This window comes from Streptomyces pallidus (ex Mingjun et al. 2026) (assembly GCF_051550185.1).
Classification (GTDB): Bacteria; Actinomycetota; Actinomycetes; order Streptomycetales; family Streptomycetaceae; genus Streptomyces.
Genome location: NZ_CP196181.1, coordinates 7,345,197 through 7,363,518, shown reverse-complemented (window position 1 = coordinate 7,363,518; position 18,322 = coordinate 7,345,197). Strand labels below are relative to the sequence as shown.

Genomic DNA, 18,322 nt, shown 5'->3' with positions numbered 1-18,322 from the left:
GGGCCCTGAGCCGGAGCGCACCTCAGCGCGCCCCGGACACCGCACCCCCGCCGGAAAATCCCTGGCCCGGCCGTCGGAAAGGGCCGAGACTCCGTCCCATGAGTGATATGGCACTGTTCCGGAAGGCCGTCACGGCATGGGCGGCCGGTGGGACCGGCGACAGGGCGCGCGAGCTGGCCGTCCGGCTCCCCGTCCGGACGGTCGTCCTGCTGGAAGGGCCCAGCGACGTCGCAGCGGTCGACGCACTGGCGGCGCGCCTCGGCCGGGATCCGGCCGCCGAGGGGGTCTGCGTGCTGCCGATGGGGGGTGCGATGAACGTCGGGCGCTTCGCCGGGGTGCTCGGACCGTCCGGTCTGGGCCTGCGCCTGACCGGACTGTGCGACGAGCGCGAGCGCGGCTACTACGTGCGCGGCTGGGAGCGCGCCGGCGCGGCACCGGCAGGGTTCTTCGTCTGTGCGGCGGATCTGGAGGACGAGCTGATCCGTGCGCTGGGCGTGCCACGGGTGGAGGAGCTGATCGGGGCGGAGGGGGACCTGCGCGCCCTGCAGACCTTCCAGCGCCAGCCCGCCCAGCAGGGCCGCACCCCGGAACAGCAGCTGCGGCGGTTCCTCGGCACCAAGAAGGGACGCAAGATCAGCTACGGGCGGGTGCTCGTCGAGGCGCTCCCCCTCGACCGCGTCCCCGCCCCGCTCGAAGGCCTCCTCGCCCACCTGTGACCGCGGCCCGCGGCGCCGCGCCGCTGCTCCGCTGCTCCGTGTCGTCCCCTGCCGCGTGTCGTCCCGGCCCCGTGCCCTCCGGGCCAGGCGGGTGACGTTCGGTACCGGTTGGCCGATGCGGGCCGGCTGTCGGGTCGCGCGGCGGGACCGGTCGGAGACGGTGGTGAGACCGTCCGCGGCCCGCTGTGGGCCGCCGTCGCCAGGAGTGTGAGTCAATGCGCCGTTCCGTTCCCGTCCTGTTCGCCGCCGTCGCCCTGACCGGGTCGGCCGCCGTTCCCGCCGCCGCGGCGGATCCGACGCCGATCACTTCCCCGTACGTCCAGGCCGCCGCGGACGTCACCGCCGCCGGCGTGCTGAAGCGGGCCAAGAACGTCAGCTGGGTGCGCCACGTCAACACCGGCCGCTACTGCGTCCACGTCGATGCCCAGGTCAACCTCGCGTTCAGCGTGGTCCAGGTCGAACTGCCCAATTCCAACCGGCGCAGCTTCACCACCACCCCCAACGCCGTCTGCGGTACCAACGCCGTCACCGTGAACACGTACGACCTCAACGGCAACTACGTCGACAACGCGTTCACGGTCGCCGTGCTGTAGCCCCGGACCGCCCGCGTCGCCCCGCGGCCTGCCGGTGCGCGCCGGTGAGCCGCCCGGCGGTCACGGTGTACGCGGGCGCATCGGACGGGTCCGATCCGCCCGGCCGTGCGCCCAGCGTGACCGCAGGGAGGCACGCCGTCCCTCTTTCGTGGTCCTTTGCCGGCGTGCGCTCCGCCGGGCGGGTGAAGGCGGCGCCCCGAGCGCTGATCATCCTGGTGGGATCGGGGCCGCCGGTGCCCAGCCAGCCCGGCGGCTCCCCACCAGGAAGGCACTGCGTTGTCCCACGGCCAAAGGCGGTCCTGCGCAGCCACCACGGGCGCTGGGGCGCCCGCAGCTCGTAGAGCCGTACGTCGACGAGGAAGTGGCCTGGGCCATCCGCCAGCACGAGGCCTATACCTTCGACCCGGACGTCCACATCGAGTGCGACGAGTTCGAGGACGTGGTCGGGCGCCACTTCCGCCAGCCGCCGCAGGGCCTGGGCTTGGCTCCCCCGTCGCCCACATGTGGCGCACCATGATCTGGCCCAACAACTTCCTCTGAGACGGGTCTGCCGCCGGACCGGTCAGCCCAGGGCGGCCAGGAGCTCGTTGCAGGCGCCTTCGCAGGAGCGGCAGGCCTCGGCGCACAGCCGGCAGTGCTCGTGCATGTCCGCGTGGGAGGCGCATTCGTCGGCGCAGGCCTTGCAGGCGACCGCACAGGCCTTGAGCAGGGCCGCGGTGACGTTGGCGTCGTACCCGGTGTGGCGGGAGAGCACCGAGGCGGTGGCGTTGCAGATGTCGGCGCAGTCCATGTCGGTGCGGATGCACTTGGTCAGGTCGCCGACCATGCCCTCGGACAGGCAGGAGTCGGCGCACGCGGTGCACGCCTGGGCACAGGCCTGGCACGCCTCGATACAGCGGGTGAGCCTGGCCTGGTCGATGCGGCCCAGGTCGGCCGGGTAGGTGGCGAGCATGTCCTCGACGGTGGTCATGACGGGTGCCTCCTTCTTCGAGAGCGGAGGCCGGCTGGCGGGCCACGGCCGCACCCACGCGTCGGCCCCGTACGTCCAGCGTGCGGCCGCGGAGCAGCAGCGGCAAACACGGCGCGGCCGGCTTCGCCGTTCGCCCCGCAAGGGCCCGACATGACGGATGAACTCCGATCGATGTGACGGCCCGGTGGTATGGGTGGGGGACCATGGCAGAGGCGCCGAACGACACGTACATCGACCTCTCGGGGCTCGTGCTCACGATGTCCTACCTGCTCCCCTCGGGGAGCCCGATGCAAGCGGTCGTCCACGGCGCGAACTTCGCGTTCCCCAAGCCCCTGTGGGTGTCCGTCGGCGCCGGCCGGCCCGAATACCTCGACGCGAGCCTCCTCTTCGGCCTCCGCCAGCGCGGAGCGCCGCAGCAGCGCGCCGTGCAGGGCCCCACGGGCGAGGAGGTCGGCGCACGCATGGCTCCGGGGCAGCGGTTCGTAACGCCGCGCGGGCGCGCCTGCTCCTTCAGCGACCGGGGTGACAGCGCGCTGCTCTCGAACGTGCGCCGGTACTCCCCGTTGGAGTACTGGGAGACCCTCCTGACCATGGTTGACAGGGCCATCGGCCTCTACGCGATGGGGGCCGCCCAGTACGGGCACAACTGCGTCGTCCCGGACGACGGGGCCGCCCGTGGACGATCGCCTGGCGCAGGCGGACCGCGGGTACCGGCTGACCCACGCGCACTTCGAGAACTACCGGAACGGCTGACGCCCGCGGTCGGAGCGCGAGGACCGTCCGGCCGGGTGGCGTCAGCGGTCGGCGGAGTCGGCGGTGGGAGTACGGCGGCGGCCCAGGAGCTCGGCCAGGCCCTGCCGGGTGGCGGCCATCAGGACGCGGTCCTGTCCGGAGAGGACGCGGTCGGGGTCCAGGTCCCAGACCAGGCCCCCGGCGGCGGCCGGGTCGCCCGCGCGGCGGACGCCGGGCAGGTGCGGGCGGCGCTCCGTGCGGGGTGCCGAGTCCAGGGCGATGACGCGCCAGGCGCCGGGGCGGAAGGACTGCGCGATCGTGCGCCCCTCCAGCTCCGGGAGTCCCGCCACCTCGACGGCGGCGATCAGCAGGACGCGGCGTTCGACGGGGATGGCACCGAGGATCTGCCGTCCCATCATCGCCCCGGCGAAGGCGGGGGCGGCGAGGTGGGTGACGCTGCGGCTGCGGGTGAGCGCCCCCGGGTGCGCCGTGCTCAGGGTGCGGTCGACCGCCTCGGCGAAGTCGTCGTCGTCCAGGCGCAGTACGACGCGCAGGTCGCCCTTGATCGTACGGGCGTGCAGGACCGCCTCCAGGTTGGTGGTGTCCGAGCTGGTCAGCGCGAGCAGGGCACGGGCCCTGTGGACGCGGGCTGCCTCCAGGACCCCCTCCTCCGTGACGTTCCCCAGGACCACCGGCACGTGCAGGCGGCGGGCGAGCGGGAGCCCGCGGGCCAGGGAGTCCGCCTCCAGGCACACCACGGGGACGCCGAGCTCCCTGAGCCGGGCGAGGACCCGCGTGCCGATCTTCCCGAGGCCGACGAGGACCACGTGCCCGGAGAGGTTGCCCGGCGGCCGCCTGAGCCCCGCGGCCGTACGGAACGCGCCCAGGGCCTCCAGCGCGGCGGCCACGAGGACGGGCAGCAGGAGCATGCCCACGAACCCGCCGAGCACCTGGAGCAGTTGCCGTACGGGCGGTTCCCGGACGGCCGGGTCGTTGAAGGCGAAGATGTCGAGGAGCGTCACGTACGCGGCGTGGAACGGGGAGTCGCCGGTCGTCAGCCACGAGGCCAGCCCGAGCGCCGCCACAGCGACGGCGACCCCGGCCAGCGACCAGTTCAGGCGGGGCGAGAAGAGGGATCCCAGGGAGCCGAGGAGGGCCGCCGCGCCCGGGAGCGGGGAGGGGAGGCGCCGGCGGCGCGGTGGCGGAACGACTTCGAGGGCGACGACGGTGCGCCCGCCCGCGTGCGCGGTCTCGTCGTCGTCCGGCAGCAGCCACGGTCCGCGGTCTCGGTCGCGGTCCCGGTTCCACGTGCGGGCGGGGCCATCGCTGCCCTCCGGGCCGTCGGGGTCCGCGGAGAGCAGCGCCAGTGTGCACAGGGCGCCGGCGGGCGGGGCGCCGCGCCGGCGGGGTGTGCGCTCCACCGCCCTGAGCAGGATTCCGTTGGCCTGGACGACCTTGCTGGTGCCCGCGACCGCGGTGGCCGCGAAGGCGGGTGCCGCGGTGTCCGAGTCCGACAGGACGGTGGTCGAGGCGTCCAGGCCGGGCGGGTCCGGGGCGGGGGCCGCGACGGCGGCCGCCCGGTCGAGCAGTTCGGCCAGGTGCAGCCCGAGCTTGCGGTTGTACAGGCGGATGACCAGGCGGACACGGGGGTTGAGGCGTCGGGCCACCAGGGCCGCCTGCACGTTGCGGTCGTCGTCCTCGTACACGAGGGACAGCGCCGGCGCGCCGTCCACGCCCGCAGCGGCCAGGACCGCTTCGTCGGGCTCGGCCGCCTCCACGATCCGCAGTCCGCCCGCCCCGGGCCGCTCCCCCGGAGCCGCGTCCGACGGCCTGGCGAGCGGTACGCGGGACAGCGGCCCGGAGCCCGGCCCACCCAGCACCCGCTCGGCCTCGCGGGCGGCGGGCACGATCAGGGTGACGGGTTCGCCGTACACGTCGAGGAGTTCCGCGGCGACCCGGTGGGCGAGGCCGTCGTCGCCGCAGACGACCATCCGGCCGGAAGGGGACTCGGAGTGAGGGAGGAACGGAGAGTGACTCGGGGGCCGCACGGCGGGAGCATGCCCTCGTCGGGCGGGAGGGCAAGCGTGGGAGAGGGCAGGCGGGAGGGGCCGGAGGGGTGAACGAGTACTGGGGAGGTGCTCCCCCGCGGTGGCTGCGCGCCCTGACCGGCACCGGCGCACGCTGACCGCCCCGACGCGTGCCGGCCAGCCAGATCACTAGCTAGCGCACTCGGAAGTTGGCCATCATGCCCATGGCCGAGTGGTCCAGCAGGTGGCAGTGGTAGACGTAGGTGCCCCGGTAGGTGTTGAAGGTGGCGTGCAGTTTCACGGTCTCGCCGGGGAACAGCTGGACCGTGTCCTTCAGTCCCGCCTCGGCGGGCGCGGCCGGGACGCCGCCCCGCTCCAGTACCCGGAACTGGACCAGGTGCATGTGGAAGTTGTGCGGGATCCGCTGGTTGGCGTTGGTCACCGTCCATATCTCGGAGGTCCCGAAGGTGACCGTCTGGTCGATCCGGTCCGGGTCCCACTGCAGCCCGTCGATGAAGCCGCGCGCTTCGGTGCGGCCGTCCTCGTCCATGCTGAGGACGATCTTCCGCTCGACCGCGGGCTTGGGCAGCGCGTCCACCGCGGGCAGGGTGCGCAGTACGTCCGGGATCCGGCTCGGGTCGGGTGCGGTGCGGACCACGTCGAAGCGGAGCACGTTGCCGGGCTCGGTGGTGCCCGGGCCCGGCATGTTCTGGAGCACGAGCTTCGTGCCGACGGGGTAGCGGGAGAAGTCGATGACGACGTCGGCGCGTTCGGCCGGGGACAGCGGGATGGTGTCGGTCGTGAACGGGCGTTCCAGCAGGCCGCCGTCCGAGCCGATCTGCACCATCTGCCCGCCGTCGGCGAGCCGCAGCTTGAAGAAGCGGAGGTTCGACGTGTTGAGCAGGCGGAAGCGGTACTTGCGGGCGGCGACCTCCACGTACGGGCTGGGGCGGCCGTTGGCGAGCAGTGTCGTGCGGCCCCGGAAGTCGTCCATCTGGTAGACCAGTTGGCCGTGCTCGTCGAAGCGGGCGTCGCGCAGTGCGATGGGCATCTCGTACTGGCCGGAGGGCAGCGGCAGGGCGCGCTCGGTCTCGTCCGTCAGGAGGTACGTGCCCGACAGGCCGCGGTAGACGTGCTCGGCCTCCATGTGGTGGGCGTGGTCGTGGAACCACAGCGTGGCGTTCGGCTGCTCGTTCGGGTACGTGTACGTGCGCGTCCTGCCCGGGGCGACGGTGTCCATGGGGCCGCCGTCGTTCTCCGGGGTGACGTCGGCGCCGTGCAGGTGCACGGAGATCGGCATGTCCAGGGTGTTGCGGTGGCGGACGGTGACCCGTCGGCCGCTGCGGGCGCGCAGCACGGGACCGGGGAAGTGGCCGTCGTAGGTCAGGACCTTCGTCTGCACGCCGGGCAGGATCTCCCGGGAGACCTCCTTGACGGTGACGCGGTACGCGTCCACCCCGCCCTGCGTGGAGTACGGGGTGAGGACGGGGAGCTGCGGCATCTTCACCGTGAACGGCGGCGGGACGGCCGCCGGGCCGGTCTCGTCCGCGGCGGCCCGTGCGGTACCGGTCTGCAGCACGGGCAGCAGTCCGGCGCCGGTGACCAGGCCCGCGCCCGCCGTGGACAGGGCGCCGACGAGCAGGCGTCTTCTCGTGACCATGGGTGTCCTCCTGGGAAGGATGAGGGAACGCGCCGGCGTCCACATGTCGAACGCCTGGGCACATGATCCGGAGGTCACGCCGGGCGACTCCCCCCTGATGTCGGAGAATGTCAGGTATCGCCCCGCCCGTCGCCGGCCCGAAGACTCCGCTTCCGCCGGAGCGGAACGGAGGGCCGCCGCGTCACCGCTCTCCTCCACGCGTCGCGGACGTGCTCGTACAGGGCCCCCACCACCGTGCGCGCCGTCGCCGCCCGCGTCGGCACCGGGTGGAGCAGGGATCCGGCCGGTCCGGTCTGGCCCGCCCGCCGGGAGGCGAGCCGCAGCAGCGCCACCGGAATCCGTGTGGGTGGCTCCCTTTCCGCCCAGGCCCGGGCTGCCGTCTCCACCAGCCCCCGCACCAGGGCCGCCACCGGCGCCGTGGTCGCGGCGGGCAGGCAGACGTCCGCCACCCGCTCCTCCACCGTCGGGTGGGTCGCCGACAGCCGGACGTCGGAGTACACCGTCGCCCCCTCGCACAGCACAGCCCCGGCCGGACCGTCCCATGCGCCCGCGGACACCCGTTCGAGTGGCGCGGGCCTGCGCTGCGGGCCAGGGTGGTGTACGGCCCGCGCCCCACGGGGCGAGGACGGCAAGCACCGCGCAGAAGGAGGCGGACGTGCGCCCGATGAAGCCCGGAGTGGCCGCAGCCCTGGGGTCGGCCGTCGTGCTGGCGGCCGTCGTGCCGGGGCCGTCGGCCGCCAGCACGACGGCCGACGCCTCCGCCGGCGCGGCCCGGGCCTCCGCCGTCGCCGGGGGGACGCCCACGCCGGCGCCCCTCGTGTTCTGCGGAACCGACGCGGCTTCCGGGCTCGGGGTGTCGGCCGACCGTGCCGGGTCGTGCGCCGTCGCGCTGGAGGTCGCGGCCGCGTACACCAGGGTCGTGCAGCACACCCAGGGCGCGCCCGCCGAGGTCCGCACGGCCGGGGCCACCTGGGTCTGCCGGGAGCGGCAGGGCGACCCCGATCCCTACCTGGAGTGCCTCGGCGGGGGCAACAGCGGCGGCCGGGTCACGCTGACCTCCTGATCACGGTCGGCGGCGCGGCGGGAGCCGGTGCAGGGTGACGTCGTGGAGCGCGCCCTCCGAAACGGTGAGGGTCATGAAGGTGCAGGACGGTTGCCGTCTGCGGTCCGTCGGCGAGCCGGGGTTGAGCAGGCGCAGGCCCCCGGGGGCCGTGGAGTCCCAGGGGATGTGGCTGTGGCCGAACACGAGGACGTCGAGGTCCGGGAAGCGCTCGGCGCAACGGCGCTCCCGCCCGGCGGCGGCGCCGGTCTCGTGCACCACGCCGAACCGCAGCCCCGCCAGCCGGGCGCGGGCCACCTCCGGCAGGCGGCGGCGCAGTGCCGGGCCGTCGTTGTTGCCGTACACGCCGATCAGCCGGTGGGCCCTGGATTCCAGCAGGTCGAGGGTGGCCTCGTCGGTCCAGTCGCCGGCGTGGACGACGGCGTCGGCCTCGTCGACAGCGGCCAGGAGGTCGTCCGGCAGGGTTTTCGCGCGGGTCGGAAGGTGCGTGTCGGAGGTCAGCAGCAGCCGCATGCGCCCCACGGTAGGCCCGGCCGGAGGAATCGGGTCAGTGGCTGGGGGAGCCGGTGCCCCGGTCGGACGACGGCCGGGCGTACGGAAGGCCCTCCGGCACTCCGGGGAAGTGGCGCCGGTAGAACTCCGGGGCCTTGCGCAGCAGCGCCGACTGGTGGCTGCGGTGGAACGCGGGGTCGCCCAGCCAGGGCGGAAGCTCTCCGTCCGCCGCGAGGCGGCGCTGGTCGCGGACCACGGCACGCGGCCGTACGGCGCGGAAGCCCGCCGTCAGCGAGGCCGCGCAGGAGTCGGCGCGTCCCCCCGCCGTCCACACGCTGCACACGTCCAGGCCGTAGCGCACGAGGGCCTCCTCGTAGCCGACCCACATCCGTACGGCGGGATGGTGGCGCCAGCCGTATCCGGGCAGCGTGAGGCCCCGGAGGACCTGGAGGGCCTCGACGCGCTGCTTTCCCAGCCGCCGTGGGTCCAGGACGGTGGCGGATTCGAGGAATCCCGGGAACGGGAGGAAGGTCTGCACGCGGTGCGCCTGCCCGCTCGGCGGGTTCCGATCACGCCGGGCGTTCGACGGTGGTGACGACGCGGACCAGCGCCGGCGTGGCGGGGGCGGAGGCGAAGCCGAACCGGACCGGTGGGCGGACGGGGGCCGGCGGGCCGAGGTCGGTCCCGTCGAAGGAGGCGGCGGCCGCGGTGATCCACCGCAGGTCGCAGGCCGCGTACCACTGGCGGTGTCCGGGGCGGGAGCTGCCCCGGGTCCGTACGCCGGGCAGCAGGCGGGCCGGGCCGTCGGCCAGGGAGGCCCACACCGGTCGGCGGGCGAGCGGCCGGGGTACGGCCCGCAGTGCGAGGCCGAGGGCTCCCCGTCGGCCGGCGACGAAGCGGACGTGCAGGGGGCCCGCGGTGACGTCCCATTCGGGGTCCCGGCGCCGCACGCCCACCGGCACGACGAGGACCTCGTCGAAGTGGTAGATGCCGGCGATGCACTCCGCGGTGCGGGCGCCGGGCGCCAGCAGCAGGCGACGGCCGTCGGCGCGCTCCAGCATCACGTCGCTGAACGGGCCGAAGGGCGAGCGGGGCCAGTGGCCGACGACCACCCGGGTGCCGGACCCCGTCCCGACGGCGGCGATCCAGCCGTCGAAGGTCAGCCGTTCGCGTCCCACTCCGGGCACGTACCCCGCCCGCGGCGGAGCCATGCGCTCCCCGCGGGCGACGGCCCCGGCCTTCCCCCGCGGGGCGGTCCCGGACCGGTGGTCCGGGGCCGGGTCAGGCGTCCACGGGCTGCCAGGCCGGGCCCTGCCCGTCCTGCCGTACGCGTCCGAACACGACGTCGGCGAAGTGCACGCCGAAGCCGATCGTGTCGGGCTCTGCCAGTTCTGCGACCAGGCGCCGGCGGTGGTCGGCGGTCCGGGCGCCGTCGTGGTCGAAGCCCGAGGACCATGCGGGGTGGTCGATCTGGATCGGCGAGTGCACGGCGTCGCCGAAGGCGATCAGGCGCCGTCCGCCGCCGGTGATGACGTACTCGGCGTGGCCGACGGTGTGGCCGGGGGTGATCCTCACGTGCACGCCGGGGAAGACCTCCTGCCCGTCCGTGACCGTCCGCACGCGCGGTGCGAGGGACGCGACCTGCTCGGCCATGCCCTGGGCTTCGAGGAGGTCGCGCCCGGCCCACTCCTGTTCGGAGATGAGGTAGGCGGCGTGGGCGAGCAGGGGCCGGTCGCCGCCGGGGGCCGGGTGGCAGGCCCAGCCGAGGTGGTCGGCGTGCAGGTGGGTGAAGGCCACCGCTTCGATGTCCTCGGGGCGGCGGCCGAGTTCGGCGAGGCCCTGCGGGAGGGCGCCTCCGTGGATCGCGGCGAGGGGGCCGTCGGGGGCTGCGTGGCGCTGCGGGCCGAAGCCCGCGTCGATCAGCAGCGCGCGGTCGCCGTGCTCGACGAGCAGGCCGCCCACGCTTCCGACGAGGTGGCCGGTGGCGTCCAGGTACTCCGGGTGCGCGGCCCAGACCTCGTCGGTGGTGTCCCGGAGGAGCTCCAGCGGCCGGAGCCGCACGTCGCCGTCGGGGACGTACGACACCTTCGTGTCGCCCAGCCGTATCGAGCGGATTCCCGCCGGCCGGCTCAGTCGCCCGTCCTGAATCACCGTCAAGTCGGCCATGTCCACTCCTTCGTGAGCTTTCGTGAGGGCGCCGCGGGGTGCGTGGCCGCGGCGGCGACGCCCACCATAAGCATCAAGCTGGAATCATTCAAGCTAGAAATGTTTTCGCTTGATGGACTTGGTAGGCTGGTGGCATGACGACGCCCCCGGATCCGCAGGTCATCGCGGAGCGACAGCTGTGCGGCCTGGTGAACGGACTGGCCCAGCGGATCGCCGAACACGTACGGGAGCGCGCTGCCGCCCTGGGGCTCACCGCGTCCCAGGCGACCGCGCTGCGGGAGATGAGCGGGCCGATGACCATGCGGGAACTCGCCGAGCGCATGAGCTGCGAGCCCTCCAACACCACCTTCGTCGTCGACAAGCTGGAGAAGCAGGACCTGGTCGAGCGCCGGCCGCACCCCACCGACCGCCGCGCGAAGCACCTCGTCCTCACCCCCGCGGGCACCGCACTGCGCGAACGCCTCCTCGACCTCCTCGCCGTCGACTCCCCGCTGTCCGGCCTCAGCCAGCAGGAACAGCGCGTCCTCCACTCCCTCCTGGAACAGGCCGTCACCGGCCCGTGAGTGCCGCGTCAGGCGCGGGTGCGGCGGTCCGCGGCGTCGAAGTGGGCGAGGGACAGGGCGCCGGGGAGCAGGGCCTGCTGCAGGGCGGGGGCCAGGTGGGCGTCGAGGCCGCCCAGGGCCTCGGCCAGCTCTTCCACCACGTCGCGGGCCGTCTCGGCGGCGATCTCCTCGGGCCGGGTGCGGGGACCCAGCTTGCTGACGGCGGCCGCCGCCCGGGCCGGGGTGAGCAGCGCGGTGGCCTGGCCGAGGAGCCAGGCGGGCACGCCGGCGGCGCCTTCGGCGGGCGCCAGGTACGGGCGGGAACCGTCGAAGCGGTCGTCCTCGGCGAAGGCGGGGTGCTTGGACTTGGCCACCGGGCGGGGGGCGACCTGCTGGCCGTCCGCGGCCGGCCACTCCCCGGCGGGCTTGAGGACGAGGCCCTCGGCGAGGTTGTCGGGCAGTTCCGGCAGGCCGAGCAGGGCCGGCACGCGGGTCGCGAACACCGGCGTGCGGGTCCGGACCCGGGCGAGGGTCCCGTGTGCGACGAGCGGGGCGCAGTGCAGGCCCGCGGCGTCCGCGGCCCGGCGCAGGACCCGGTCGGCGGCCCAGCGTGTGCCGTCGCCGGTGCCGACGGTGGCGTCGAAGGGCAGCCAGATCAGGTGCGGGGCGTACCAGACGCCGGTCTGGACCGGCTCGGTGGCCGGGGCGGGAGCCACGTCCGGGTGCGGGTAGCGGCCGCCCGCCAGTTCCCCGTAGACGGTGACCGGGGCCGAGTCGTCCGCGCCGTGGTGGCGGCGCAGCGCGGTGGCGCAGCGCTCCGCGGCGACGGCCAGGGCGGGCCAGATCCGACCGACGCCGAAGAAGTCGTCGAGCCCGCTGTCGCCGAGCAGTTCGCGGCGCTTGGCGGGGCGTACTCCGGCGGGGTCGCAGACGACCGCGAAGTTCGCGCCGTGGACCTTCTCCAGCGCGACCCAGGGTCCGGCCGCCCGCGCCTCGCCCAGCCGGGCGCGGGAGGGGATCTTCGGGTACGGGGACCAGGGGACGTCGTCAGGCATGCGGGACCCCGGGCTGGTGCTGTTCGGGCAGGCGGCTGTCGGGGTGCGCCCACGGCAGGACGTTGTCGGGCCGCTCCTCGCGGAAGAAGGCGAGGACGTCCTGGTCCGAGTGGCGCAGGCTGAAGTGGGTGAGGACGAAGAGGGTGTCCGGGTGGCCCTCGACGACGGGTTCGAGCCGGCTCCATACGGTGTGTCCGACCCGGTCGGCCCGTTCGAGCTCGGCGTCGTCGAGGTAGGTGCACTCGGTGATGACGACCGGGTACTCGAAGAGCCACGGGTTGTCCGCGAAGACGCTGACGTGGGTGTCGCCGAGGAACGCGAACAGCGGCCTGAGCACCTCCCGTTCGACCTCGACGCCCTCCGCGCGGAGCCGGGCCAGCGTACGGCCGAACTCCGCGCCCCGGCCCTGCGCGGCGAGGGAGCGGCGCAGCTCCTCGTACTCGGGTAGCAGCGCCTTGCGGCGCTCGGAGAACGCGTAGCCCACGCAGGGCACCTTGTGCACGCACTCCACCACCCGCACGTGGTGCCCGCGCCGTCCGAAGGTGAACGTGTCGCCGCCGCGGACCCCGTGCAGCCGGCAGCGTGCGGCGAGGGCCGGGTCGTAGGCGGTTCCGTGGTTCAGCTCGGCTGAGGCCCTCAGGAAGGCCTCCGCGTAGGGCAGCGCGGCCGCCGGCAGGTGGATGTCGACTCCTCCCGGCCGGGCGGCGAGGTGGTCGAGGTCCTTGGCGTGGTCGTGGTGGGTGTGGGTGAGGAAGACGGTCTCCGGCCGGTGGCCCTCGGCGAGTCCGGCGTCGAGCGCACAGCGGAGTTCGGGGATGTGGAAGAACGTCTTGTCGTTGGCGCGGGAGTATCCGGTGAGCGTGAGCCCGGTGCCGGGCATGCGCCAGGTCTTCCACTGGCGGAACGGGTGCCCCTGCTCCAGCCGGTCGGGGTGGGCGGGTGCGGGGGCGGGGCCGGTCGGCCGTGCGGGGGCCTGCGTCATCGGTGCCTCCGTCGCGCCGCCGTGATCAGTCGGGTGAGGGCCCGATCGTAACGGGCGGCGACCCGCGGCGGCCCGTCCTTTTCCGCGCGGGGCGCCGCCCGACGGGGCGGCGGCGGGACGGTCCCGGGCCCCCCGCTCCCCCACCCCTGCGGGGGAGCGGTGCGCCGTCCGGGCAGCGCGCCGTGCGGACTGCCCGGGTCCGAGCGGGTGCCGGTCAGCGGTTCTCGGGGAGGTCGGCTTCGGCCTGCAGGGTGGCGGAGAAGCCGCGCTGGGCGAACGGGGCCGACGGCGCAGCCGGGCCCGCGGGCGCGGGCTTCTTTCCGCAGAAGGCCGCTTCGAGGGTCCCGCCGAGGGCCGTGTTGGCGGCCCCGCGGTTGGACGTGTTCGCCATTGCGCTGAGGCTGCGCTTTCCGTCGCGGGTGGTGAACGCGTAGGTGTAGAAGCCCTGCACGGTGCCGGTGTGCCCGTAGACCGAGGTGCCGCAGCTGAGGTCGTAGCGGCGCAGGCCCAGGCCGTAGAAACGGGTGTTCGTGGCGTCGGTCGGCGACGCGGCGAGCATGGCGTCCAGCATGTCCGCGCGCAGCAGTCGGCCGCCGAGCAGGGCGGACATGAAGGTGGACAGGTCGGCCTCGGTCGAGATCATCGCGCCGGCGGACTGGGCCCACGAGACGGTCTGCTCGGTCGAGTCGACGAGCGGTGCGCCCTCTTCGTCCGGGTGCAGGTAGCCGTGGGCGTGGGGACCCTTGATGGCCGTGGAGGGGTGGACGTACGAGGTGTTCTTGAGCTTCAGGGGCTTGATGATGCGCTGCTCGTAGGCCTTGGCGACCGGCTGTCCGGTGGCCTTCTCGATGAGCATGCCGACCACGACGAAGTTGGTGTTCGAGTACTGGTACGAAGCACCCGGCTCGGCCGTCCGGGGCTCGCGCAGCGAGAGGGCGACGAGCTCCTGATAGGTGAAGACCCGGTTGCGGACGGACTCGAAGCCGGGGACGGTCTGGGCGAACATGGCGTTCGTGTAGTCCGACAACCCGCTGCGGTGGCTGAGGAGATGACGCACCGTGATCCGGTCGTCGGGCAGCAGACCCGGCAGGTAGGTGTTGACCGGGTCGTCCAGGCGGATCTTGCCCTCCGCGACGAGCTGGAGCAGCACGACGGAGGAGAAGGTCTTGGTGACGCTGCCGACGCGGAAGCGGGAGGCGGGGTCCATGGCGGCGCCCGTGGTCCGGTCCTGCACCCCCTCGGTGACGTTGCGGACCCCGTCGGGTCCGGAGTAGCGGGCCATGGCGCCGGGCGCTCCGGCCGTGAGAGTGTTGCGCAGTGCTCGCGTGATCCCCTCCAGGTCGGGGGCCACCGGGGCGGGGGCGGGCGTCGTCGCGGGGCGGGCGGGGATGGGCGGGGCGGCCACGGCGGCGGACGCCGTGGGTACCGTCATCGCGATCGCGAGCACGGTGGCACCGAGGGTGAGGCGTCGGTCGATGGTCAGGCGCACGGTTCTCCTCAACTGGTTCGCAACGGAGGTCCGTTCGCAGATCGGCGGACCCCCGGACGCTGAGCCTACTCAAGATCGACAATGGGTACGGCAGCCGGTGCGGTCGCTGCGGCCCCAGCCGAGGCGGCCGCCGTCCGAGCGAGCGCTCCGGCCGCTCCGCCGGAACGGAAGGAGGGACACGGCTGCCGAACTCCTCGGCCGTGCCGGGCGTCAGGAACCGCCGGCCGTGCGCGAACCGTCAACCCCTCGTCCGACGAGCTGAGTTTGCTGGCGAGGTGACCGGGGGGACCGCCGTGGCCGACGACGGAGCAACCTCGACCGTCGTTCGCCGGCCCGGCCCAGTGCCCCGGCTGCGCGCTCCGGCCGGACGAGCGGCACCGGAGAAGCAGCGGGCACCGCTCCCACCCCGGAAACGATCACCCTGGCACGGGGACACCACCGCTGCTGCACGGAAGGGCCGGCTCAACCCCGAGTGCAGCGGGCAGGCGGGGCTTCGGCCCGGATCCCCTCACCCCTCGACCCGTGCGATCAGCGCGTAGCGTTCGTCGGCGACCGGACGCAGTGCCCATGCCTCGCGGGTCGCCTCCTGGCGCAGCCCGTGATCCGGCTCTTCGTCGAATCCGTCGGTGGCGGCGTCCCAGTTCGACCTGACGGCAGCAGAGTTGGTCATGGGGTGGATCCTGCCGCCCGCTGGGACGGGTGAGTGCTCGGGAGCGCCCGGGTCGCGGCGGGGTCCCGCCGTTCAGCCGGGTTCGGGGGCGACGGGGTAGGGCACGAAGGTGCTGCTGTTCTCGTCGACCGCCAGGGTGCGGCCGAGCGGTGGAACGGCGCGCTGGGGGCAGTCGAGGCGCTCGCAGAGCCGGCAGCCCATGCCGATGGGGATCGCGGCGGCGGCGTTGTCAAGGTCGAGGCCGTCGGAGTAGACGAGCCGGGAGGCGTGGCGGATCTCGCATCCGAGGCCGATGGCGAAGGTCTTGCCGGGTTCGCCCCAGCCGCCGCGGTGGCGGGTGACGGACCGGGCGGTCCACAGGTGGCGCTGCCCGTCCGGCATGGAGGCGACCTGGACGTGGATGCGTCCGGGGGCGGCGAACGCCTCGTACACGTTCCACAGCGGGCAGGTGCCGCCCGCCCGGGAGAAGTGGAAGCCGGTCGCGGACTGTCTCTTGGACATGTTCCCCGCCCGGTCCACCCGGACGAAGGAGAACGGAACCCCGCGCAGCCTGGGGCGTTGCAGTGTGCTGAGGCGGTGGCAGACGGTCTCGTAGCCGAGGCCGAAGTGGTCGCCGAGCCGTTCGATGTCGTAGCGGAACTCCTCCGCGGCGGTGTGGAAGGCCTGGTACGGGAGGATCAGGGCGGCCGCGAAGTAGTTCGCGATGCCGATCCGGCCGAGGCCGTGCGCCGGGGTGCCGGGCGGGAGGTCCTCGGCGGCCAGCCGGCCCAACTCGTCCCCGTACTCCAGCAGGGCGAGCTGGGTGGCCATGCGGAACGCCTGCTGGCCGGGGCGGAGCCGGTCGGACAGGTGCAGGACGCGCGCCCGCTCGTCGAAGTGGTGCAGCCGCTCCGAGCCGCCCGCCAGGCGGACCCCGTGACGGTCGGCGAGCCGTGCCGAGAGCACGCGCACGACGTCCCCGGGGCGGATCCCGATCTCGCGGGCGAGGTCCTCGGCGGCGAGGTCGGTGTCGTGGAGGTAGTTCCGCCGGCGGTAGAAGAACTCGCGGATCTCCTCGTGCGGCGAGCGCGGCCCGGCGGGCGGTCCCGCGTCCCTGCCGTCGGCCGTCCCGGCGAGCCGTTCGGCGAGGAGCTGGTTGCGCCGGCCCAGGTCCAGCAGGACCGCGGCGACGGCCGGCATGCGGGTGGCGAGTTCGGCGAGGTCGGAAGGGGAGACCCGGGCCTCGGCGACCTCGCCCGCGAGCGCCTCGCGCAGGTCGGCGACGAGCCGGCTGGTGTCCCGCTCGGAGAAGAAGCCCGGGTCGACCCCGAAGGCCTCGGTCAGCCTCAGCAGGACCGGCACGGTCAGGGGACGGGAGTCGTGCTCCATCTGGTTGAGGTAGCTGGGCGAGATGCCGAGCACCCGGGCCAACTCGGCCTGGCTCATCCGGCGCTCCTCGCGCAGCCGCCGCAGCCGCGCACCCGCGTACGTCTTGGCCACCCGCACTCCCCCGCCCCTCGGTCGGTCCCAGCGTACGCGCGTCCTTCGCGTCACCAACGTTTGCAAGCTTGGCAGAAGGGCCGTGGAAGATTCGCAGAACTTGGCAGACGTCCCCCGTTGATGGCACTGCGTGCCGCTGCCAGAGTCTGTTCTGCGGCCCGCCGGACCCCGGCGGCCGAGGAGGACGGTCCGGGCACGATCAATGCTCTGACGTCGGAGATCCTGACAGTTCTCGTCGGTTGGCCCGGCACGGTTGCTCCGTTCCGCCTCAGGTGGGACCGGCGGCCGCACCCCATTAGCGGCACACAGTGCCGACACTCCGTCGTTCGTCGGCGGAACGTTGGCAGATCAAGCGACCCAGGGAGACGGTGGCGGTCATGGCAGAGGCGAACACGACCACGGCGGCGGCGAAGCAGTTGGAGGAGCGGTGGGCGACCGACCCGCGCTGGGCGGGCATCGAGCGCACCTACACGGCCGAGGAGGTCGTCCGCCTGTCGGGCAGCGTCCGCGAGGAGCACACCCTGGCCCGGCGCGGCGCCGAGCGGCTGTGGCGGCAACTCCACGAGCTGGACTACGTCCACGCCCTCGGCGCGCTGACCGGCGGCCAGGCCGTCCAGCAGGTCAGGGCCGGCCTCCAGGCGATCTACCTCTCGGGGTGGCAGGTCGCGGCCGACGCGAACCAGGCCGGCCACACCTACCCCGACCAGAGCCTCTACCCGGTCAACTCCGTGCCGCAGGTGGTGCGCCGGATCAACAACGCGCTGCTGCGCGCCGACCAGATCACCACCGCCGAGGGCGCGGGCGACACCACCGACTGGCTGGCCCCGATCGTCGCCGACGCCGAGGCCGGCTTCGGCGGCCCGCTCAACGCCTTCGAGTTGACGAAGGCGATGATCGCGGCGGGCGCGGCCGGCATCCACTACGAGGACCAGCTCGCCTCCGAGAAGAAGTGCGGCCACCTCGGCGGCAAGGTCCTCGTGCCCACCTCCCAGCACGTCCGCACCCTCAACGCGGCCCGGCTCGCCGCCGACATCGCCGACGTCCCGACCCTGGTCATCGCCCGCACCGACGCCCTCGCCGCCACCCTCCTCACGAGCGACGTCGACGAGCGCGACGCGCGGTTCACGACCGGGGAGCGCACGGCGGAGGGCTTCCACCGGGTGCGCGGCGGCATGGCCCCGGTCATCGCCCGCGGCCTGGCCTACGCCCCGTACGCCGACCTGCTCTGGGTCGAGACCGGCACCCCGGACCTGGCGCAGGCCCGCGAGTTCGCCGAGGCGGTCCACGCCGAGTTCCCGGACCAGATGCTCGCCTACAACTGCTCGCCCTCCTTCAACTGGAAGGCCGCCCTGGACGACGACGAGATCGCCAAGTTCCAGCGCGAACTCGGCGCCATGGGCTACAAGTTCCAGTTCATCACCCTGGCCGGCTTCCACTCCCTCAACCACGGCATGTTCGACCTCGCCCGTGGCTACGCCGAGCACGGCATGACCGCCTACGTCGACCTCCAGGAACGGGAGTTCGCCGCCCAGCAGCACGGCTTCACCGCCGTCCGGCACCAGCGGGAGGTCGGCACCGGCTACTTCGACCTGGTCTCCACCGCCGTCAACCCGGGGTCCTCCACCACCGCGCTCGCCGGCTCCACGGAGGAGGAGCAGTTCCACTAGGCCACCCGCCCCCCGCTCCGCC

General features: G+C 73.9%; 19 protein-coding genes. 6 read left to right on the top strand and 13 right to left on the bottom strand.

What is annotated here, in order from left to right; all coding sequences use genetic code 11:
- The first annotated feature begins 98 nt into the window (after positions 1 to 98).
- Together ACSHWO_RS32900 and ACSHWO_RS32895 are read left to right on the top strand one after the other, a co-directional pair.
- The gene (locus ACSHWO_RS32900; RefSeq protein ID WP_438317957.1) at positions 99 to 716 is read left to right on the top strand and encodes a TOPRIM nucleotidyl transferase/hydrolase domain-containing protein; all 618 of its coding nucleotides are present in this window, start codon (positions 99 to 101) and stop codon (positions 714 to 716) included.
- Positions 717 to 931: 215 nt separating this feature from the next.
- Positions 932 to 1,309, top strand: coding sequence for a hypothetical protein (locus tag ACSHWO_RS32895; protein WP_385849963.1), 378 nt, complete (start codon positions 932 to 934; stop codon positions 1,307 to 1,309).
- Positions 1,310 to 1,871: 562 nt separating this feature from the next.
- Here the strand turns inward: ACSHWO_RS32895 and ACSHWO_RS32890 are convergent.
- Entirely contained in the window at positions 1,872 to 2,279 is a 408-nt protein-coding gene (locus ACSHWO_RS32890; RefSeq protein WP_385849965.1) for a four-helix bundle copper-binding protein, read from the bottom strand.
- Here ACSHWO_RS32890 and ACSHWO_RS32885 point away from each other — a divergent pair.
- Positions 2,260 to 2,433, top strand: a complete 174-nt coding sequence (locus ACSHWO_RS32885) for a hypothetical protein (protein ID WP_361087385.1) — start codon at positions 2,260 to 2,262, stop codon at positions 2,431 to 2,433. The two genes, ACSHWO_RS32890 and ACSHWO_RS32885, sit on opposite strands and share 20 nt — an antisense overlap.
- Before the next feature lie 640 nt (positions 2,434 to 3,073).
- Here the strand turns inward: ACSHWO_RS32885 and ACSHWO_RS32880 are convergent.
- The 3 genes from ACSHWO_RS32880 to ACSHWO_RS32870 all read right to left on the bottom strand — a co-directional run bounded on the left by ACSHWO_RS32880 (position 3,074) and on the right by ACSHWO_RS32870 (position 7,198).
- A complete protein-coding gene (locus ACSHWO_RS32880) occupies positions 3,074 to 5,002 on the bottom strand; it encodes an NAD-binding protein (protein ID WP_438319327.1) in 1,929 nt (642 codons plus the stop codon).
- A gap of 229 nt (positions 5,003 to 5,231) precedes the next feature.
- A complete protein-coding gene (locus ACSHWO_RS32875; protein WP_438317952.1) occupies positions 5,232 to 6,698 on the bottom strand; it encodes a multicopper oxidase family protein in 1,467 nt (488 codons plus the stop codon).
- 110 nt (positions 6,699 to 6,808) lie between these two features.
- The gene (locus ACSHWO_RS32870) at positions 6,809 to 7,198 is read right to left on the bottom strand and encodes a hypothetical protein (RefSeq protein ID WP_438317949.1); all 390 of its coding nucleotides are present in this window, start codon (positions 7,196 to 7,198) and stop codon (positions 6,809 to 6,811) included.
- 164 nt (positions 7,199 to 7,362) lie between these two features.
- Here ACSHWO_RS32870 and ACSHWO_RS32865 point away from each other — a divergent pair, with 164 nt between their 5' ends.
- On the top strand, positions 7,363 to 7,761 hold the full coding sequence (locus ACSHWO_RS32865) for a hypothetical protein (protein WP_438319326.1): 399 nt from the start codon (positions 7,363 to 7,365) through the stop codon (positions 7,759 to 7,761).
- Here ACSHWO_RS32865 and ACSHWO_RS32860 read toward each other — a convergent pair whose 3' ends face one another.
- The 4 genes from ACSHWO_RS32860 to ACSHWO_RS32845 form a co-directional block, all read right to left on the bottom strand.
- Positions 7,762 to 8,271, bottom strand: a complete 510-nt coding sequence (locus ACSHWO_RS32860) for a metallophosphoesterase family protein (RefSeq protein ID WP_438317946.1) — start codon at positions 8,269 to 8,271, stop codon at positions 7,762 to 7,764. It lies immediately after the preceding gene.
- 34 nt (positions 8,272 to 8,305) lie between these two features.
- Positions 8,306 to 8,788: an MSMEG_6728 family protein gene (locus ACSHWO_RS32855; RefSeq protein ID WP_438317943.1), complete on the bottom strand. Its 483-nt coding sequence runs from the start codon at positions 8,786 to 8,788 to the stop codon at positions 8,306 to 8,308.
- Between the two features lie 31 nt (positions 8,789 to 8,819).
- On the bottom strand, positions 8,820 to 9,461 hold the full coding sequence (locus ACSHWO_RS32850) for a hypothetical protein (RefSeq protein ID WP_438317940.1): 642 nt from the start codon (positions 9,459 to 9,461) through the stop codon (positions 8,820 to 8,822).
- A 70-nt stretch (positions 9,462 to 9,531) separates the two neighbouring features.
- On the bottom strand, positions 9,532 to 10,416 hold the full coding sequence (locus ACSHWO_RS32845; RefSeq protein WP_438317937.1) for an MBL fold metallo-hydrolase: 885 nt from the start codon (positions 10,414 to 10,416) through the stop codon (positions 9,532 to 9,534).
- 134 nt (positions 10,417 to 10,550) lie between these two features.
- On the opposite strand from ACSHWO_RS32845, the gene ACSHWO_RS32840 reads away from it, so the two are divergent.
- Complete coding sequence (locus ACSHWO_RS32840; RefSeq protein WP_361087358.1) at positions 10,551 to 10,979, top strand: MarR family winged helix-turn-helix transcriptional regulator; 429 nt, start codon at positions 10,551 to 10,553, stop codon at positions 10,977 to 10,979.
- Positions 10,980 to 10,987: 8 nt separating this feature from the next.
- On the opposite strand, the gene ACSHWO_RS32835 is transcribed toward ACSHWO_RS32840, so the two are convergent.
- The 5 genes from ACSHWO_RS32835 to ACSHWO_RS32815 form a co-directional block, all read right to left on the bottom strand.
- Complete coding sequence (locus tag ACSHWO_RS32835; protein ID WP_438317934.1) at positions 10,988 to 12,013, bottom strand: RNA ligase family protein; 1,026 nt, start codon at positions 12,011 to 12,013, stop codon at positions 10,988 to 10,990.
- On the bottom strand, positions 12,006 to 12,995 hold the full coding sequence (locus ACSHWO_RS32830) for an MBL fold metallo-hydrolase (RefSeq protein ID WP_438317931.1): 990 nt from the start codon (positions 12,993 to 12,995) through the stop codon (positions 12,006 to 12,008). The genes ACSHWO_RS32835 and ACSHWO_RS32830 overlap by 8 nt, the downstream gene beginning before the upstream one ends.
- Positions 12,996 to 13,209: 214 nt before the next feature.
- Positions 13,210 to 14,484, bottom strand: a complete 1,275-nt coding sequence (locus ACSHWO_RS32825; RefSeq protein ID WP_438317928.1) for a serine hydrolase domain-containing protein — start codon at positions 14,482 to 14,484, stop codon at positions 13,210 to 13,212.
- Between the two features lie 508 nt (positions 14,485 to 14,992).
- Complete coding sequence (locus ACSHWO_RS32820; RefSeq protein WP_438317925.1) at positions 14,993 to 15,154, bottom strand: hypothetical protein; 162 nt, start codon at positions 15,152 to 15,154, stop codon at positions 14,993 to 14,995.
- Positions 15,155 to 15,226: 72 nt separating this feature from the next.
- The gene (locus ACSHWO_RS32815) at positions 15,227 to 16,633 is read right to left on the bottom strand and encodes a short-chain fatty acyl-CoA regulator family protein (RefSeq protein ID WP_438317922.1); all 1,407 of its coding nucleotides are present in this window, start codon (positions 16,631 to 16,633) and stop codon (positions 15,227 to 15,229) included.
- A 377-nt stretch (positions 16,634 to 17,010) separates the two neighbouring features.
- On the opposite strand from ACSHWO_RS32815, the gene aceA reads away from it, so the two are divergent.
- Positions 17,011 to 18,300 carry an isocitrate lyase gene (gene aceA, locus ACSHWO_RS32810; RefSeq protein ID WP_438317919.1) on the top strand — a complete coding sequence of 430 codons (1,290 nt, stop codon included), beginning with the start codon at positions 17,011 to 17,013 and terminating at the stop codon, positions 18,298 to 18,300.
- Positions 18,301 to 18,322 lie beyond the last annotated feature (22 nt).